The sequence below is a fragment of the Pseudoalteromonas sp. A757 genome, from assembly GCF_004103285.1.
Taxonomy (GTDB): domain Bacteria; phylum Pseudomonadota; class Gammaproteobacteria; order Enterobacterales; family Alteromonadaceae; genus Pseudoalteromonas; species Pseudoalteromonas galatheae.
Map to the genome: position 1 here is coordinate 23462 of NZ_QNQN01000050.1, position 17955 is coordinate 41416.

Sequence of the window (17955 nt, forward strand, 5' to 3'; positions counted from 1 at the left end):
TAATCTATTTTACTTCACTTGCTTGTTTCGCAAGCGCTTCAATGGCTTGCCAGTCTTTGTTTGCGATAAGTGCTTTATCAAGCATCCAAGTACCGCCCACACATACCACATTGTCGAGTGCAAGATACTTAGGTGCAGTTGCCAACGAAATACCACCCGTTGGACAGAATTTTACTTGTGGAATTGGTCCGCCAATGGATTTAAGCATTGGTGCACCACCTGCAGCTTCTGCTGGGAAAAACTTTAAGAATTCAAAGCCATGACTTGCAAGCTTCATCACTTCGCTTGGCGTTGCAGCACCCGGAAGAAATGGAATACTTGACGACTTAGCCAGTTCCAATAATTCATCATTGACACCTGGACTTACCATGAAGTCAGCGCCAGCTTCTACTGAGGCATTAAAGGTTGCCTTATCCACTACCGTACCAGTACCAACATAGGCGTCTGGTAAAGCCGCTTTAATGTCTTTTACCGCTTGCGCTGCCACCGGTGTACGAAGTGTCACTTCGAGTGCTTTTAAGCCACCATTAAACAATGCCGTAGCAAGCGGCACCGCGTCTTCGAGGTTATCAATAACGATAACCGGAACCACTGGTGCTGCTGACAATATCTCTTTAATACTCATGCTCACCCTCATTCCCACTGTTATTATTCTTCGATGCCAAATGAGCATGCGCCTTGATCTGCACTGCTCACTACGTGTCTAAATCCTGAGAATAGCTCTCGACCCGTACCAAATGTTTGCGATTGCGGTGAAAGCTGTAATTCGCGCTGTGCCATTTCTTCATCAGATACGTGTAACACTAATTCGCCTTTAGGTGCATTTAGGGTGATCAAGTCACCTTCGTGCACTTTTGCAATTGCACCACCTTCAACCGCTTCCGGCGCAAGGTGGATCGCCGCAGGTACTTTACCCGAAGCACCTGACATACGACCATCTGTGACAATCGCCACTTTAAAGCCTTGGTCTTGTAATGTAGCCATAACAGGTGTCAGTTTATGTAACTCAGGCATACCTTTCGCTTTAGGGCCTTGTTCTTTAATCACGGCAATAAAGTCTTGGTTAAGCTTGCCAGCAGCAAAGGCTTCTTGTAATTCACCTTGAGAACTGAATACCTTCGCCGGTGCAGTCACAGTTTGATGCTGCTCTTGTACCGCAGACACTTTAATCACCGCTTTACCCAAATTACCATTAAGTAATTGCAAGCCGCCTTGCTTGTTAAATGGATTTGCCACTGGGCGAAGCACTTCTTCATCCAGTGAGTTCTCAGGTACCGGTACCCATTTCACTTTGGCAGGGCCTTGATTATCGCTGATGATCACATTGCTGTTGATATCCAGTAGTGGTTCCATCGTGTAAGCATCAAGCCCCGCACCCACAATCGTTTTTACGTCATTGTGTAAGAAGCCGCCATCTCTTAATTCACGCATTAAGAACCCCATGCCACCAGCCGCTTGAAAGTGGTTTACATCGGCATGGCCATTTGGATAGATACGCGTTAACAGCGGTACCACTTCAGACAAATCCGCCATGTCTTTCCAAGTGATTTGAACACCCGCCGCTTTTGCCATTGCGACTAAGTGAATAGCATGATTGGTAGAACCACCAGTAGACAACAGACCAACTAAGCCATTAATAACGGTTTTTTCACTCACGATATCCGCAAGTGCATTGCCGCTTTTACCGTCAAGTAGCTGAGTTAGCATGGTCTCAACCGCACTCGCCGTTAAGCCATCTCTTAATTCTGTGTATGGATTGATAAACGAGCTACCTGGTAAATGAAGACCCATGATCTCCATTAGCATCTGGTTCGAGTTCGCCGTACCGTAGAAAGTACAAGTACCTGCACTGTGGTATGAAGCACTCTCAGCTTCCAGTAACTCTTCGCGGCTGACTAAGCCCTGTGCAAACTTTTGACGAATGCGCGCCTTTTCTTTGTTCGGGATCCCTGATTGCATTGGACCTGCGGGTAAAAAGAAAATGGGTAAATGACCAAAAGACAAAGCACCGATTAATAGTCCTGGGACGATTTTGTCACAGACACCAAGACAGAAAACCCCATCGAAGACATCATGTGACAACGCCACCGCTGTTGACATGGCAATGACATCTCGAGAAAACAAAGATAGTTCCATGCCATCGCGGCCTTGGGTCACCCCGTCACACATTGCAGGTACACCGCCTGCGACTTGTGCAGTCGCGTCAAACTTATTTGCCACTGCTTTAATTAAATCTGGATATTCTTTATATGGTTCGTGCGCCGACAACATGTCATTGTACGAATTGATAATTGCTAAATTTGGTTGTTCGTCTTCCTTCAGACGTGCTTTGTCACTGCTTGAGCAAGCAGCCATTACGTGTGCTAGGTTTCCACAGCCCAGTCCCGCTCGTACGCGCGTTTGTTTTTTTGCTTGTTGGATTCGAGCTAAATAGGCTTGACGTGTTGCTTTGCTTCGCTCAATGACGCGTTCGGTGACTTCCTGAATTCGTGGATGCAACATATTACTGACTCTCTAGTGTTAGAGGAAAAAGGCTCTGCACGATTACCAGCATTCGTGGTAATCCTTGTACAGAGCTGCTTTGATTTACCCGTTCAAAGGTACGCTATCAGGTTGTCTCTCACCTCAACCTGACACCGGTGTCACTATATTTACGCATAAAGCTGACACCGGTGTCAACCTTTCTTATAAATTTAGTCTAACTTTTTAAAATGACCAAATTATAACCATCTAAAATTTCTTATACGTGCGTTTTTTTAACTGGGTTGAATGTCAAACTTAGCAGCAATAACTCTGACACAATCCACTGCGCCCTTCATTGTCTCAAATCACAATATCACGGTTGTATTGCGACAGTTCAATATGCTGGAGTTGCTCGCATCAAATGACCAAAACCGCAAAGAGTAGTATTCTGACTTGGCATTTAAATGATCTTGTCTATTTGAACTGGAAACTTTGACAGTAGTTAAGTGTGGAATTGAATATCCAAATATAGGCTATGTATAGCGAGAACAAGAAACGCTGATTTACTCAGTGATACCTAATCTAGGTATATCAACTTTCAGCGTTTTACATTATGTACATTGTGGTTGCAGAGTACTGTTATAGCAATTCCACTATTCGCGCTCCCCTCAATAGAGAGCAACTAGAAGTAATTTAGAAAATGCCCTATCTAAGTATTGTGGCCTTAGACTTTTTCGCCCAACTTAAATAAAGCAAATTCACCAGGCTCAAGCTTTTGCCATTGCTCATCGTTAGTAAGCGGTCGAGTTGCGATCACTGTAACGATATCATCTGGTGTGGTCTCCTTTTGAAAATCCACCACCATATCAGCATCGATTAATGTGGCCTTACCAAATGGGGCTCTACGGGTTATCCAATGCAGGTTATTAGTACAATACGCCAACACATAAATGCCATCAGTGATCAACATGTTGAACACTCCTTTATCTCTCAAAGTATGTGCTAACTTTGCGATGTACCTAAAAACTGAGACCATGTTTGACGGACGACTTGGGTATTTCTCTCGTACTTTGTCCAAAATCCAACAAAAGGCTAGCTCACTGTCAGTGTTTCCAACGGGTCGGTAAAAGTCAGTTTTTAGGTCTTTATAGTCTGAAAGCTGACCATTGTGAGCGTAAGTGATCTCCCTACCCCATAATTCTCGCGTAAATGGATGAGTATTTTCAAGACAAGTCCGCCCCCTATTTCCCTGTCGAATATGGCTTATTACGGACACACTTTTAATCGGATACGCTTTGACCAGTTTAGCAATTTCTGACTGACAGCTCGGCTCTGGATCTTTAAAGGTTCTACATCCTTTCCCTTCGTAAAAGGTGATACCCCAGCCATCTTTATGAGGGCCCGTATTGCCACCGCGCTCCAATAACCCAGAAAAGCTAAAACAAATATCTGTCGGTACGTTCGCCGACATCCCCAAAAGCTCGCACATAACCACCTCAAGTGCAGGATAATAAAATTGCCAATATAATACCCTATAGGTTTTGGTTACAAAAATACTCAGCGTTGATAAATTCCAGAGTCATAGAGCCCAACGGCCACAAAAGCCAACAATAAGATAATTATTACAAAACCCGGGCTGAGCACGGTAACAAGCGCTCTATTTATTTTGGCTAGAGTCAACTTTCCCCTGTTGCACTGTCGCACTAACGAAAGCTGGACTACAGATAGCAATTCTTGAGCGACAAAGTGTGCTTCTTTGCAAAGGACATTGGTTCCTTTCGTTACATAACGTGCAACTTCACTGTAGGCAAGTCCAATATCCCCTGCAGGAACAGCTTCAAGGTAAACGGAGGCTTTTCGCAAAAAGAAAAATAAGAGTCCAGCGATTAATATAGGCCAAGTACTATCCCAAATCTTCTCGATTGCTAGCGACCCTTCGAAGCTCTGTTTTGAAGAAAAAAGTGTAAAGATCAACACAAAAGACACGATTATTAATCCTATATACGAAGAGGCTTGGGTGCTCTTAAGTACGGTCTTAGATACAGAGTTCACGCGTTTAAGGTCTACTAGGTATAAAAACCTCAGCATTAGCAGACTTGTTCCAAGTGTTGTAAACGGCAATAGGCTATTTATAAATATATCATGCTGCAGCGCATCCTTTAGAGCGAATTTACTCAGCGCACCAGTAGTGAAAGGCAGACCAGCAAGTGCAGCCGCTGGCACACAAATAGCAATCCAACATAACCACTTATGTCGTTGCCATGGCAACTTATCAGCTGCCCCTGCTGCCATAAAGAGTGCAGCTTTGGCCATACCATGATGCATCGCATATAAAACAATTACAGGTAACAGTACAGGCCAAATCTCAGGGTATGTTAAGCCACCTCCAACAGCGGCTATAACTATCCCCATTTGACTAATAGTAGAATAAGCTAGCAAGGTCTTTAAATCGTGTTGAGTAAATCCGATAAAGACGCCATAAAATGCTGAAAAAAGACCAATCATTATCATTAATGAGCCTAATTCAACGAATGCCGAAGTTCCAAAGGGGATGAATTTAATCCAGCCAAGCAGGCCCGCCTTAACCATAATACCACTTAGCAATGCACTAGCCGCTACGGGCGCAACAGGATGAGCCTGAGGTAACCACACATGAAAAGCGAACATACCTGCTTTTATACCAAACCCAACAAGTAACAAAACAATTACCCAAGAGGGGTGGCTTACTAATGCCGCTCCCTCCGCGGTTTGAAGAGCACTATATGCTAAACCTGCAAAAGCAGTAAATAATAGTAGTTCACCAAAAATAGCCCATTGGATATAGGACTTGCCAGCTTTAATAGCCTGTGGCGTGCCGTAATGGATGACTAAACCATATGATGCCAAACTCATCACAGTGAAGAAACTAATGAATCCAGACATATCTTGAGAAAGAACGAGACCAAAATTACCACTCATTGACAATAAGAAGAACAAACAAAATCGCTCTTTGTTGTCATCACTCCTGATGAAGTCTACCGCATAAATAGATGCTGCAAGCCATAGTACCGCTGCCAACAAGAAAAATGGTGAAGTAACTTCGTTTAGCGTTAACACACTACCGAAAAACAACCATGGAGTTAAGTTTGATCCTTGAGGTGATAAAACATACATAAGCAATGCAATCGCGGACACACCGGCGGGTAACCAGTGCAGATAGTTTCTTATCCTGTGGTTCATGACAAATAAACAGCAGACTAATGGCAAAATAATGGTTAACCACATTGCAGGAATTTGCTGAACTCCGATATTGATAATGGTTGTGAATTCCTCACCATATTCTCTCGCAGCAATCAACTTAACCCAATTAATAGGGCTAAATTGTGCATCAGCAAAAAGCCCAGCAGCTAAGGCTAACATTGCAGTCAACAAAGGTGGTAAAACCAGCATCCAGTGTGCTTCAAATCGCATTTTAGGCTTTTCCGATGGCCATTCGTCTTTTTGGTCTTTAAACCAGGCTGAATATAGTATTGGTAAAAAATACATAGCATTAAGTAGACTACTGAGAATTAGCACACCTAATACCCAAAAATAACCACTTTCCAAAGCCCCTGTACCTAAATACCACTTTGATACAAATCCCGCCGCAGGAGGTATACCAATCATACCCAGTACCGCCAAACTAAAGGCAATCATAGTAAGCGGCATTCTTTTGCCGATACCAGCCATCTGGTCAACTTTGGTAACGCCTAATGTCTCAGCAATTGACCCTGCACAAAAGAACATTGTAATTTTCATCAGGCCTTGATGAACCAAATGAGCAATCCCTCCAATGGTTGCAATCGGGCCAGCAATCGCAGTACCCAACGCGATATATGAAACTTGGCTGACTGTAGAATAGGCTAGGCGCTTTTTAAGATCATTTTGAAACAGTGCACGCGTTGAGCCATATATGATTGTGATCGAGGCCAGTATGGCGAGTAGCATGGTTAATCCTAAATCTCTCGCAAACTCAACGCCATAAACATCATACACCACCCTGACAATACCAAAAGCCCCTGCTTTCACCACAGCTACAGCGTGTAACAATGCACTAACAGGTGCAGGCGCTGCCATCGCTGAAGGCAACCAACCATGAAAAGGAACCAATGCCGCCTTTACCCCTAGCCCTAGTACGATAAGCACAAAAATAACTTTTAGGCTATTCGGGTCCAACTCGGGCATTGCTGCGAGTAAACCAGTAGCGGTAAAATCCAAAGGACCCGCAAGAGACTTGAGCCAAACAACCCCGATTAGAAAACTAGCACCACCTAGCATTGTGTAGATCAGGTATTTTCTACCAGCAGCCAAAGATGCTGAATTTCCTTTATGAACAACCAAGGGATATGTCGTTAATGTCAGTAGTTCGTAAAAAATAAGAAACGTGATGAGGTTGCCAGCCAACGCAATTCCTATGGTCGCAAATACACACAAGCTAAAGAAGCCAAAAAATCGACTCCTATTTGGCGAGTCTTCTAAGTAACCAATTGCGTATATGGTTGTTAATAGCCAAAGGAAGCCTGAAAGGGCAACAAATAGCAAAGAAAGTGCATCCGCATGCAAGACCAAATCTATATCAGGGAGTAAAGGAAAACGCGCTTCAAAAACTTGCCCTTGGTAAACGCCTGCAATTAATAATACGATCAGAACAATACAAGTCCCTGCTCCAGTAAAGTTGAGTGCTTTTCGCAGTTTTGGTTTTGCTTCACTTACAAAAAATATTGCGATGCCAGATAACAATGCACTTAACAGGATCATTGTAGGTAAAGCCGATTGCCATGTCATTCTCTACCTCCTAACGATACAAGATTAATGATTACCTCAGCATTAAAGCCCAAAGCAACTGTACACAATGCTAAAAATAGTCCAGCATAAGGCATAAAGGGACTAAGTTTATAAATACTCTTATTTTTATCAAAAGCCAAGGTACTACTTTCGGGTTTAATAAATGCTAAATCAAGCACTCGAAATATTGCTAACGCCGCAAGCAGTCCCCCCGTTATAACAACAATTACCCACCACCATTGGGCAGTGTCCACGGCAGCGTTAAGTAGAAGCCATTTAGCAATAAAACCCGCACTTGGTGGTAATCCAATTAGGCTAGCTCCAGCGATGGCAAAGGTAAACAAGCTCACAGGCATGTATTTAGCCATACCTTGTAGCTGGGCGATATTGTCATGCCCAAGTGTCTTAATGATATTTCCAGCAGCAATAAACATTGCAGCTTTGGCACAGGCATGCGCAACGATAAAATAGCTAATTGCGGTTAAAGTATGCTGGCGTAGTTCCGAAGAGTCGATCTCAGGATCAGCGCTAGTCAAAAGAGGAAAAAGTAGAAATAAATACCCAATTTGAGCCACTGTGGAATAAGCAATCATTATTTTCAGGCGCTCAGCTCTTAGGGCTTTTACACAACCCCACAACACCGCCCCAGCCCCTAATCCCCCCATCAACATCAACGCTGAGTTTGAGACAACCGGAGATAAAATCTCCATCCAGAACCGTACAAGTAAATAAAAAGATGCCTTCACTACCAGAGCTGAGAGAATAGCGCTCACTGGCGCCGGAGCACTACCATGAGCATAGGGCAACCAAAAATGAAGGGGGACAATCGCAGTTTTTAGTGCCAGTCCCAATGAAATTAGGATTAGCACCATTAGATTCAGCAGATTTACCTCTACCTGCTCAGCCAAAGATAAAAGTGATAAGGTGCCATAGCTGTGATATAACAAAGCGACTCCAGCTAGGTAGAGTAATGAGCCAAGCAAACCTACGAGTAAATAACGAAGCGCAGCGATTAGACCTTCCTTGCTGTCGTTTAACGCAACTAAAGCAACGGAAGCAAGACCTATAATTTCGAGCGTGACATAAATATTGAAAATATCTGACGATATAAATAATGCATTCAGTCCTGTAACTAACAACCACCATAAAGGCCAGAAGCGTTGAGCTACAGGTTTATTGTTAAAATAAAAAGCCGCATAAAATGATAGTACGCTGATCAAAAAGGTGCTGAGAATAATCATCAACATTGATAAACCATCTATCAAAAAGCCAATTCCTAATGGAGCAGCCCAACCACCAACTTCATACTTCAATGTGCTCGAGTCAACATTGAGACCAAGGTACAATTGCTGAACAACAACGCATAGTCCTAAAGCTGCCAGAAAGCTGATTACTAACTGTACAGACCGGGTGGTAAAAAGCATAGAAAGTATCGATGCTACTAATGGTATTAGAATTAATGCTGGAATAATTAACTCGGCTGTACTGTGCATATTTACTTTCCAACCTGTTGTTTAGTCTTGTCGTAGATTCTACAAACTAAGGATAAGGCTAAAGCCGTTCCTGCTACGGCAACAACGATCCCTGTAAGTACGATGGCATGGGGCACATAATCAACACTGCCATTTACAGCTGTTGAATTTGCAATAAAAATCATAAAAATACCCACACCACAAATATTTACGGCTAATATTTTTTTCATGGCCTGTGCAAGGGCTACGACACCAAACAACCCAATCCCGAACATCGCGATACCAATTGCAGTATAAAGTGAACCCTCCATTATCATTATTCCTCTTTTTCTATCCTATCAACGTTATAGGGTGCGTATTTATCGGACTCAGAGTTGGTCAGGCTGTGGTATAAAAGCACTAAAATCATCGCAATAGACAATGTCGCTGCGACTTCTATAACGAGTATTAAAGCCCCAGCGTATTTATCTGGAAAGTCGAGTATTGTTTTGGAGTTTGTTGCAACACCAACTCCCACTATCAAAAATATGACTAATCCAACGACCATCATTTTTTGAGCAATATCGCAGCTAAAATCTACACGATAACTTCCTGTTAGTAACAATAATATCCCGGCGCCAGCCAATAATGCGCCCGCTTGAAAAGCGCCACCGGGTAAGCTAGCTCCTGTCCACAGCAAATACCCTGCGGTTACAACAATACTCGGCAACAACCATCTTAGAAATGCTTCCAGCACATCATTCCTATGTGGATTTTTTACATGTGTAATAAAACCTTGACTAGTGGAATCTAACTTATTCGGCATAACAGCTAATGCAACAATTAACAGCACCGCAATCTCTAAAAGTGTGTCTAAACTTCTAAAGTTTAGTAATACTGCGGTAACCGGATTAGAAACACCGCTACTTGCCAGGTTTTGCTCAATAAGCTCCACGACAGGCCTTGAAGGTACTGGTACTTGCAGGAGTGAGAAAAATATCAGCGAGCAAAACACACATATCACTCCGCCAAGAAAAACTCCCAGTCCAAAGTTATTTTCCTTTGACCCTTCTTCATTATGTAAAGTCATCGAATGAAACATAATTCCCCCCAATTCACCAACGTAAGACTGTTGAAGACAACGCGATGACGAGTCTGTAATCTAGCTCTTATCTTGTTGCATTAGCCGACGGCGAGTCGCGAGTAATAGTGCCCCCGTCAGACCAGCTCCAATAGCCGCTTCGGCAATTGCGACGTCCCATGCCCCAAGCCGAGCCCAAATTAAAGTAACTAGCAACCCCATACACATAAAAACCAATATTGACTGAAATAAGTCTCTGATAGCCAAGCAGAGTATCGCTGTGATAACCGCACCGACACCGAGCATTAGATCAATGAAGAGCGCATATTCAATCATCAGATTTACTCCTAGGCTCAATTTCACGTGAATTTTTGAGTTTTTCTTGACCTTGAACCTCTTCAGATGAGCTCGCTAGCAAATAGCAAGAAATTGCTCCCGAGAGCATCACTGCAAACCAAATAACCAAGAGTTGAACAGCATCTACTGCATCGGTCACTAACGGAATGACACCCACAATAATGAAGCCTAAACCCAAGTTATCCGCCTTAGTTAACGCATGAAGGCGACTTAGCACGTCAGGAAAACGCCATAATCCCACAGTTCCTGCAAGAAAAAAAAAATGTGCCAAGTGCAATCATTAGTACACAAAGCCACTCAATGTTCGTCATCTGTAACTCCTCCCAACCTGACCAAAATAACAGTCGTCGTTGGTGCTAACAGCGCCAACACCAACGCCACATTAAAAAGTGCACTTTGATCCATATAAACAGCGAGTAAGATCATCACAGCAACACCCAACGTACCAAAGAGTTGTAATGACGAAATGAGATCTAACCGAGTTGATCCAACACACAACCTTAGTAGTCCGAGTAACAACACTATCGTCAGAATACTAATTACAACGCCGAGATATACTGTCATTTTGATTTTCCCCATGTTGCCTTATCTTTATCAAGACCAAAAAGAAAAGCGATTTTTTCTTCACACTGCGTAATATCTCTGACGTTATTGCTACTTACTTCAAGCATATGAACAGCAAGCTCATCTCCCTCAATTCGAGCGCTGAGGGTTCCCGGCAATAAGCTAATTAGGTGAATAAACCAAAGCCTTACCTCCCCTTGAGGGAGGTTAACTGAGTAGCGTACCAAACCTGATGTAGTTAATGATTTGCGACGAAAAGCTAAACGGGATGTTTGAATACCACCTTTTAGTGAGTTCATCAGAAAGTAAGGGAGCAGGCGTAGTAGTCTAAAGAGACTAAAATAATAACTTTTAGTCTCTCCTTTTTTATCACTAACAACATGATGTCGAGGAATAAAAAGTCTCAGGTTTAACCAGGCTGCAAACGGGACCACAACGATGCCTATAACCCAGGAGCTCAGCTCCCCATTGGTCAGTAGCACCCAAAGAAGAGAGAAGAAAACTAGTCGAACAATGGCTTTTGTGTAATTCGCCGTAATAGACTTCTCTCTTCGGTTCATACTTCTCTCCTCACATGTGTCTGAGTCTCTGGTTTAGCTTTGATTTTGGTTTCTGTATTATTTCTATACCACTTTTCAGCACCAACAATAAGCGATATCAACCACCCACAAATAAAGACTCTAAGCCAAGAGCCCAGGTCAATAGGCTCACTTTGAAACCACTCGTTCATTAACGATGAGTAGGTAAATAGCAATTGCAGTAACATCATGGAGCCAATACCTACCCAAACCCAGATGTTAGAAAACAATCCAATTGAGAACACCGAGCGATGTAATGAGCGGCAATTAAATAAATAAAAAGCTTCACCGACCACGAACATAGCAACAGCGACTGTTCTAGCTTGCGCCTCAGACGCCCCCCAATATAGCTCCAGTTCATATAAACCAAATGCCATGACACAGAGTAACGAGGAGACAAGCAAGATACGCCACGCTAATATCCTATCTATTATCGGAGCAGCTGGATCGTAAGGTGGTCTTTCCATGATTCCCTGCTCTTTTGGCTCAAAGGCGAGCATCAAGCCAAGAAAAATAGCTGTCGTCATATTGACCCACAAAATATGAACGGGTAGTAGTGGCAACGACACTCCCAACAACACTGCAAGCAAGATGACCAAACCTTCTCCACCATTAGTAGGCAAGGTCCAGACAATAAACTTTTTAAGGTTATCAAATACACCTCTGCCTTCTTCAACCGCTGCTCTCACTGTCGCAAAGTTGTCGTCAGTTAACATCATGTCTGATGCATCTCGCGCCACCTCTGTACCATTTAGGGCCATCGCCACCCCAATGTCGGCTCGCCTTAACGCTGGCGCATCATTCACCCCATCTCCGGTCATAGCCACCACTTGACCGCCAGATTGCAATGACTGTACTAACTGTAGTTTATTTTCGGGCGTCACTCTTGCAAATACGTCATAATTTTCAGAAACATGGGTAAAATCTTGTTCTGACATTCCCGACAACTCGTAACCAGTGATGGTTTTGTTATCACTGTCAGATGTCAAAATTCCAAGCTGACGCGCTATGCTAGTCGCCGTTAACGCATGGTCACCGGTGATCATTTTGACTCGAATACCTGCTTTATGACACGCGGCTACGGCTTCTATTGCCTCAGGTCTAGGGGGATCAATCATCGCCTGTAAGCCTAAAAACTCTAGTCCCTCAGCAACATCTTCATGAGATAACGTTTGCTTCTCCGTAGTACAATTCTTAGAAGCAAACGCAAGCACTCTCAACCCTCTACTCGCTAGCTTCTCCGCCTGCAACTTAATATCATCAATATCTATCGGCACGGACTCACCGACACGATTAAGCATACTGTTACACTTCGGCAAGATGCTCTCAATTGAACCCTTAATGTGAATCAAAGTATCACTAGCAACTCTATCCAAAGTTGCCATATATTGATATTCAGATTGGAATGGAATACTGTCGCTACGTAACGCTCCCAATGACTCACCTGTCAAACCTGCCTTAAGACCAGACACCAGTAATGCAGCCTCGGTGGGATCTCCATTAATTTTCCATTGCTCTCGCTCTGACACCGGCGCAATTAACTGCGCATCGTTACACAAAACCCCGGCTCTTAACATTTTGTATAACGCAGCCTCTCCCATCTCGCCAGACTCAATTGCTTCTTGATTATCTCTAGAAATAACACCAGCAGGATTATAGCCATTACCGCTAACGGAAAAATGCTCAGAACCTGCGTAAATTTGCTCAACTGTCATTTCGTTTTTAGTCAGAGTGCCTGTTTTATCCGAACAAATAATAGTTGTGCTTCCTAACGTTTCCACTGCTGGTAAATTACGGATGACAGCTCGACGCTTGGCCATTCTCGATACCCCAATCGCCAGCATGATAGTGACAGCCGCAGGCAATCCTTCAGGAATAGCACCTACTGCAAGGGCAACAGCGGCCATAAAAGAGGTTAACAATGGCTGACCGTGAAGGTAACCTATGACCAATGTTAAAGCCGCCAAAATGACAATTGCATAGAGTAAAACATGGCTAAACTGCTTGATACGTTTGGTCAATGGGGTATCTAGGGTCGGTGTTGTCGCAATTAACTCCGATATTTTACCGATTTCTGTATCATCGCCTGTACTAGTGACAACCCCTATTCCGCTGCCATAGACCACCAATGTCGAGGAAAATGCCATATTCTGACGATCCCCGAGTAGTGTTTCTTTATCTAGTTTTTCGGTAATTTTTTGCACAGGCACAGACTCTCCTGTGAGTGCAGATTCATCTACTTGCAAGTCCTTTACCTTAACTAACCGTATATCCGCACAAACCTTGTCACCGGCATGCAACAACACAATATCACCAGGTACTAGCTCCTCAGCAGGGATGGAGTGCTTTTTACCATCACGTAATACTGTTGCAAACGACTTAATACTGCCAGACAGTGCGTTTATTGCATTAATCGCTTTTGACTCCTGAATAAACCCAATAATTGCATTTAACAAGACCACGGCAAATATTACTGCGGCATCAACCCATTCTTGCAACGCCAAAGTCACCGCAACTGCAGCGAGCAGGATATAAACTAGAGGTTGATGAAACTGCAGTACAAATCGTTTGAATGGGCCATCTCCAGTATGTTTGGTCAGTGAGTTAGCACCATGCTTTTGCCTACGTTCTACTACTTCACCATCACTCAAACCCACAGTTTGATTAGCTGTGAGCTGCTTTAATACTTCTTCGGTGTGGTAACTATGCCATTCTATCGGGTTTTTCATGTTACACCTCTGGAGCTAGTTAAGTTAAAGATATACTAGGATGTAGAAATATGATGTAAAACTCGAATTATTTAATTTAAAAGCTCGAAAAAAACGATGTTTTGAATTTAGAAACCTTTATTCAGCTTGCAAATAATGACGCTTTAGCAGCTTCGAAAATAGCGGCAATAGCAGGGTGTCGGATTTTTCTTTCCGCCGAAATTGCATAAAATTTTTGCTTTACTTCAGGCAGAGTACCGAAGGCCTCAACATGAAAAGTTTCAACAATACTCTGTGCTATTGCAGATGGCATAAAAAAGGCGCCTAACCCTGATTGTCCAAATGACTTAAGTAGTGCGCTGTCATCAAATTGTGCCACGATATTTGGACGAATATTCTTATCACTCAGCCAAAAGTCGAACTCTTTTCGGATTTCATGCTGATTAGTAGGTAGTAGTAAGGGCGCTTCACTTAGCGAATTAGGAAAATCTTTGCGGTACTGCTCAGCCAAAGACGGGGCAGCAAAAAAAGTAATGCCACTCTCCCCAAGAAAATGATTGTAAGCTTTAACGCTCAAAGCACCTGTAACCGGCACATCACTTAACACTAGATCAACTTTGTGTACTGCCAGATCAGCCAGTAAACTTTCGACCGGCCCCTCCAAACTAGTTAACCTAATTTCATGATCTATGGTCAATGCAGGCGCTATAATCTTATGCACTATTGTTTTGGGTAACCCGCTAGATGCAGCCACAATAAAGTCAGCGGGCCCAACCGTACCGCTTCCTCGGATCACATCACCCAGCTCATTCCCAAGCTCAAAAATCTCATCAGCATAACGCAGGACGAGATGCCCTGTATCGGTCAAGCGTAACCCTCGGCCTTCTTTTTGAAAAAGCGCGAAGCCAATACGCTCCTCAAGAAGGGATAATTGTCCACTGATTGTCTGCGGAGTAATATTGAGTTTTGTACTTGCTCTGGCGATACTTCCCTCGTGAGAGACAACCCAAAAATACTTCAAGTGCTTGTAATTGATCATATCTTGCATTGACACATTCCTTACAATAAAGCTCGTTTTATTCGAACTATATACATATAACAAACGATTTAAATTTAATCATTACAAGCTATACGATTTGATTTAAAGAAATGATTTTCAGCGAAACGATAGCCAAAGAAAGAATATGAGTGTCAAAAATGATAGTGATCTTTAATGGAGCCCAAACGCCAAATCTTGCCAGTAATGAGATCCAGAGCAGAATTGAAGCGAAGGTGCGGCTGGCGTTGGGAAGATATGAAAGTGACATAGAAAAAGTCAACATTCAGCTTGAAAAAATTGACTCAGAGGAAAACGAAAAAAAATACGATATGTCTGTATGATTAGAGCAACATTAACCTCAAAAAAGCAGATAGAAATCTCTGAAACAGCAAGGCAACTTGAGGTCGCAATTAGCGCTTGCATTCGTAGAATTGGTCGGTACGTAAAACGCGCCTTTTATCTGCCAGACAACGCCAAAAAGCATATTCGCTGAGCATCAGATTCTGTGCATTAGGAAACAGATATTTGAGATAAGCATTGTTAGGGATTAACCCTACCGTGAGGCAACCTTGAAAAATATCCGAATTTCCCATCAATAGAAACTCGGATTATGGCTGTATATAAACACTCAAGATATTAAGTTCAGTAAAGTCTATATTGTTACCACATGCCATTGGTATGCAAGGCTAGCGCCAGCCAATGAGCATGCTAATAAAAAGTTCATTACCTCTTTTGAGCTAAGTGAGCGAGACTCCCGAGAAAAATGCTTAGCATGTAATCTCATACCTAGTGGTTGCAATTCTTTTTCATGTTTTGGCAATGCAATTAATCCAGCAAATAGCATAACTAAACAAAGCATATAACTACCTTGCACGATAAAGAATAGAGTAAGTGAAAATGCGGTGATAGAAAAAATCCAAGAAATGAATTTAAACATAGCAGCTCCGTTTGCTATCAGTGTTACCAGTTCGATTTTACAATCATCAAGCTGGCTAGTTTCTAATTTTAATACAGAGTTTAGAGCTATTAGTTTAAAAGCACAAGCAGACTAAAGTATTAGCCCTTATTTTCGAACAATGCCTTCATAAATTCATAGAATGCCTCTGCCTTGCGTGTCTTCAGCGAATGCTGTGGCCTAACAAACCAAATAGGCGCGTCGTCACTTTCGAGACAACCTGGAATTATAGGCACTAACTCACCCCGTTTTAGGTTATCTCTGATGGCGATGTGAGATTTAACTGCAATACCGTGGCCAGCCAAGGCGGCAGAAGTCATGTTGTCTGAGTTTGAAATCGTAAAACGAGTTTTTGCGTTAAAGTGTACAGTGCTACCGTTTGGCTCTTTTAACTTAAATTCTCGTTGCCAAGGTAAGCATACAAAAAAGTGATTTTGTAATTCGCTGATATTTTCAGGCATGCCATAGCGAGTAATATAGCTCGGCGCTGCACATAATATCCGGTGGTTATCGCATAGCTTTCTCGCCAACAACCCCGAATCAGCCAGCAGCCCAACACGTATCGCTACATCTTGAGCACCTTCAACTATGTTTACAAACTGGTCATTGATCAGGAAATCGAGTGCTAACTGTGGGTGCGCTTGTTCAAATTGACTTAGGTTTGGCATCACAAATTGTGAAAACACCCAAGGCGGCATAGTGACACGAAGTAACCCGCTCACCGCTGAGCCTCTTGCACCTATTTCATGCTCAGCATCATAAAGCGCCTCTAATATATGCTCCACCCTCTCTCTAAAAGTACTTCCGGCTGGGGACAAAGTTAGCGTACGACTATCTCTAAACAGCAAAGTCGTGCCTAAATATTGTTCTAACTTATTAAGACGATGACTAACTGTCGCAGGCGAGAGCCTCAATTGCTTCGCAGCATTAACCACTCCTTGATGTTTAATAATAGCTAAGAATGTTTCGAGTTCAGCGATTGAATACATGTCGATTTGATTTTCTCGAATCTTACTTTCGAATATGCGCGCTTTGTTTAAATTTATCAAATAAATATACTGCTTCTCATCGCAACTAAATTGGAATTATCAATGAAACGCACCTTAATTAGTCTATTCGTTATGTTAGGAGGCCTAATGCCGAATATTAGCCAAGCCAACTCAAAGGCTGAACGCCCGGAAGTTATTTTCTTCGATGTCAATGAAACCTTACTTGATTTAGAGTCAATGAATAAACCAGTTAGTCAAGTTTTGGGGGGTGATGAGTCCCTATTACCTCTTTGGTTTTCCACTATGCTACATCACTCGTTAGTGACTACAGTAAGTGGTGATTATCAAGATTTTGGCAAGATAGGCGTTGCCGCGCTACAGATGGTTGCAAAGAACAAAGGCCTAACGATAACTGACGCACAAGCTAAGCAAGCAATTGTGCCCGCCCTGCTCTCTTTGCCCCCGCATAAAGACGTCATTCCGGCGCTAAAACGGCTCAAACAAGCAGGCTTTAAACTCGTGAGTTTAACCAATTCATCGAATGCAGGAGTTAAAGCGCAGTTTGAAAATGCCGGTCTAATTACCTATTTTGATCAACGCTTGAGTATTGAAGACATTAAAGTGTATAAGCCCGACCTTAGAGCCTATGAGTGGGCGTTACAGCAACTAAATATTCGCCCAGATCAAGCGCTAATGGTGGCGGCTCACGGCTGGGATGTTGCCGGCGCTAAAGCCGCGGGCATGCAAACTGCGTTTATTGCAAGACCACAAAAGCAACTTTATCCACTGGCAAAGGCACCTGATTACGTGCTGACTGATTTAACAAGTTTGGCTGATGAACTCACCACTTCTGAAAACGAGTAGTATTAAAAAATACCCGTAGGCAACCTGACACTAGCAGATAAAAATGGTAAAGGCATATCGGGACTTGAACTAAATCGGCTATGTGAGCCTTCTTGCGCCACCA

18 protein-coding genes are annotated in these 17955 nt (G+C 42.9%); 3 read left to right on the plus strand and 15 right to left on the minus strand.

Going from position 1 to position 17955, the window contains the following annotated elements:
- Window positions 1-4: 4 nt before the first annotated feature.
- The 13 genes from DRB05_RS01490 to nhaR all read right to left on the minus strand — a co-directional run bounded on the left by DRB05_RS01490 (window position 5) and on the right by nhaR (window position 15053).
- The gene (locus tag DRB05_RS01490) at window positions 5-625 is read right to left on the minus strand and encodes a bifunctional 4-hydroxy-2-oxoglutarate aldolase/2-dehydro-3-deoxy-phosphogluconate aldolase (protein WP_010378022.1); all 621 of its coding nucleotides are present in this window, start codon (window positions 623-625) and stop codon (window positions 5-7) included.
- Between the two features lie 23 nt (window positions 626-648).
- Entirely contained in the window at window positions 649-2502 is a 1854-nt protein-coding gene (gene edd / locus DRB05_RS01495; protein ID WP_128725357.1) for a phosphogluconate dehydratase, read from the minus strand.
- A 685-nt stretch (window positions 2503-3187) separates the two neighbouring features.
- Complete coding sequence (locus DRB05_RS01500) at window positions 3188-3952, minus strand: class II glutamine amidotransferase (protein ID WP_128725358.1); 765 nt, start codon at window positions 3950-3952, stop codon at window positions 3188-3190.
- Between the two features lie 68 nt (window positions 3953-4020).
- A complete protein-coding gene (locus DRB05_RS01505; protein WP_128725359.1) occupies window positions 4021-7266 on the minus strand; it encodes a proton-conducting transporter membrane subunit in 3246 nt (1081 codons plus the stop codon).
- The gene (locus DRB05_RS01510; RefSeq protein WP_240036184.1) at window positions 7263-8690 is read right to left on the minus strand and encodes a proton-conducting transporter membrane subunit; all 1428 of its coding nucleotides are present in this window, start codon (window positions 8688-8690) and stop codon (window positions 7263-7265) included. The genes DRB05_RS01505 and DRB05_RS01510 overlap by 4 nt, the downstream gene beginning before the upstream one ends.
- A 71-nt stretch (window positions 8691-8761) precedes the next feature.
- A complete protein-coding gene (locus tag DRB05_RS01515; RefSeq protein ID WP_235956556.1) occupies window positions 8762-9049 on the minus strand; it encodes an NADH-quinone oxidoreductase subunit K in 288 nt (95 codons plus the stop codon).
- A gap of 5 nt (window positions 9050-9054) precedes the next feature.
- On the minus strand, window positions 9055-9819 hold the full coding sequence (gene mbhE, locus DRB05_RS01520) for a hydrogen gas-evolving membrane-bound hydrogenase subunit E (RefSeq protein WP_128725362.1): 765 nt from the start codon (window positions 9817-9819) through the stop codon (window positions 9055-9057).
- Between the two features lie 60 nt (window positions 9820-9879).
- Window positions 9880-10134, minus strand: a complete 255-nt coding sequence (locus DRB05_RS01525) for a DUF4040 domain-containing protein (RefSeq protein WP_128725363.1) — start codon at window positions 10132-10134, stop codon at window positions 9880-9882.
- Window positions 10127-10426 (minus strand): monovalent cation/H(+) antiporter subunit G, encoded by a 300-nt coding sequence (locus tag DRB05_RS01530; RefSeq protein WP_240036185.1) that lies wholly within the window; start codon window positions 10424-10426, stop codon window positions 10127-10129. Before DRB05_RS01530 ends, DRB05_RS01525 begins: the two co-directional genes overlap by 8 nt.
- 26 nt (window positions 10427-10452) lie before the next feature.
- A complete protein-coding gene (locus DRB05_RS01535) occupies window positions 10453-10719 on the minus strand; it encodes a monovalent cation/H+ antiporter complex subunit F (protein ID WP_128725365.1) in 267 nt (88 codons plus the stop codon).
- A complete protein-coding gene (locus tag DRB05_RS01540) occupies window positions 10716-11279 on the minus strand; it encodes a Na+/H+ antiporter subunit E (protein ID WP_128725366.1) in 564 nt (187 codons plus the stop codon). The genes DRB05_RS01535 and DRB05_RS01540 overlap by 4 nt, the downstream gene beginning before the upstream one ends.
- Window positions 11276-14026 (minus strand): cation-transporting P-type ATPase, encoded by a 2751-nt coding sequence (locus DRB05_RS01545; RefSeq protein ID WP_128725367.1) that lies wholly within the window; start codon window positions 14024-14026, stop codon window positions 11276-11278. The genes DRB05_RS01540 and DRB05_RS01545 overlap by 4 nt, the downstream gene beginning before the upstream one ends.
- A gap of 121 nt (window positions 14027-14147) precedes the next feature.
- Window positions 14148-15053, minus strand: coding sequence for a transcriptional activator NhaR (gene nhaR / locus DRB05_RS01550; protein ID WP_128725368.1), 906 nt, complete (start codon window positions 15051-15053; stop codon window positions 14148-14150).
- Between the two features lie 140 nt (window positions 15054-15193).
- Here nhaR and DRB05_RS01555 point away from each other — a divergent pair, with 140 nt between their 5' ends.
- Together DRB05_RS01555 and DRB05_RS22615 are read left to right on the plus strand one after the other, a co-directional pair.
- Entirely contained in the window at window positions 15194-15385 is a 192-nt protein-coding gene (locus DRB05_RS01555; RefSeq protein ID WP_128725369.1) for a hypothetical protein, read from the plus strand.
- Window positions 15382-15537, plus strand: a complete 156-nt coding sequence (locus DRB05_RS22615; RefSeq protein WP_161568667.1) for a hypothetical protein — start codon at window positions 15382-15384, stop codon at window positions 15535-15537. The genes DRB05_RS01555 and DRB05_RS22615 overlap by 4 nt, the downstream gene beginning before the upstream one ends.
- Window positions 15538-15696: 159 nt before the next feature.
- Here the strand turns inward: DRB05_RS22615 and DRB05_RS01560 are convergent, their stop codons facing one another.
- Entirely contained in the window at window positions 15697-15981 is a 285-nt protein-coding gene (locus DRB05_RS01560; RefSeq protein ID WP_128725370.1) for a hypothetical protein, read from the minus strand.
- A gap of 119 nt (window positions 15982-16100) precedes the next feature.
- Entirely contained in the window at window positions 16101-16988 is an 888-nt protein-coding gene (locus DRB05_RS01565) for a LysR family transcriptional regulator (RefSeq protein ID WP_128725381.1), read from the minus strand.
- A 147-nt stretch (window positions 16989-17135) separates the two neighbouring features.
- On the opposite strand from DRB05_RS01565, the gene DRB05_RS01570 reads away from it, so the two are divergent.
- Window positions 17136-17852 (plus strand): haloacid dehalogenase type II, encoded by a 717-nt coding sequence (locus DRB05_RS01570; protein ID WP_128725371.1) that lies wholly within the window; start codon window positions 17136-17138, stop codon window positions 17850-17852.
- Window positions 17853-17955 lie beyond the last annotated feature (103 nt).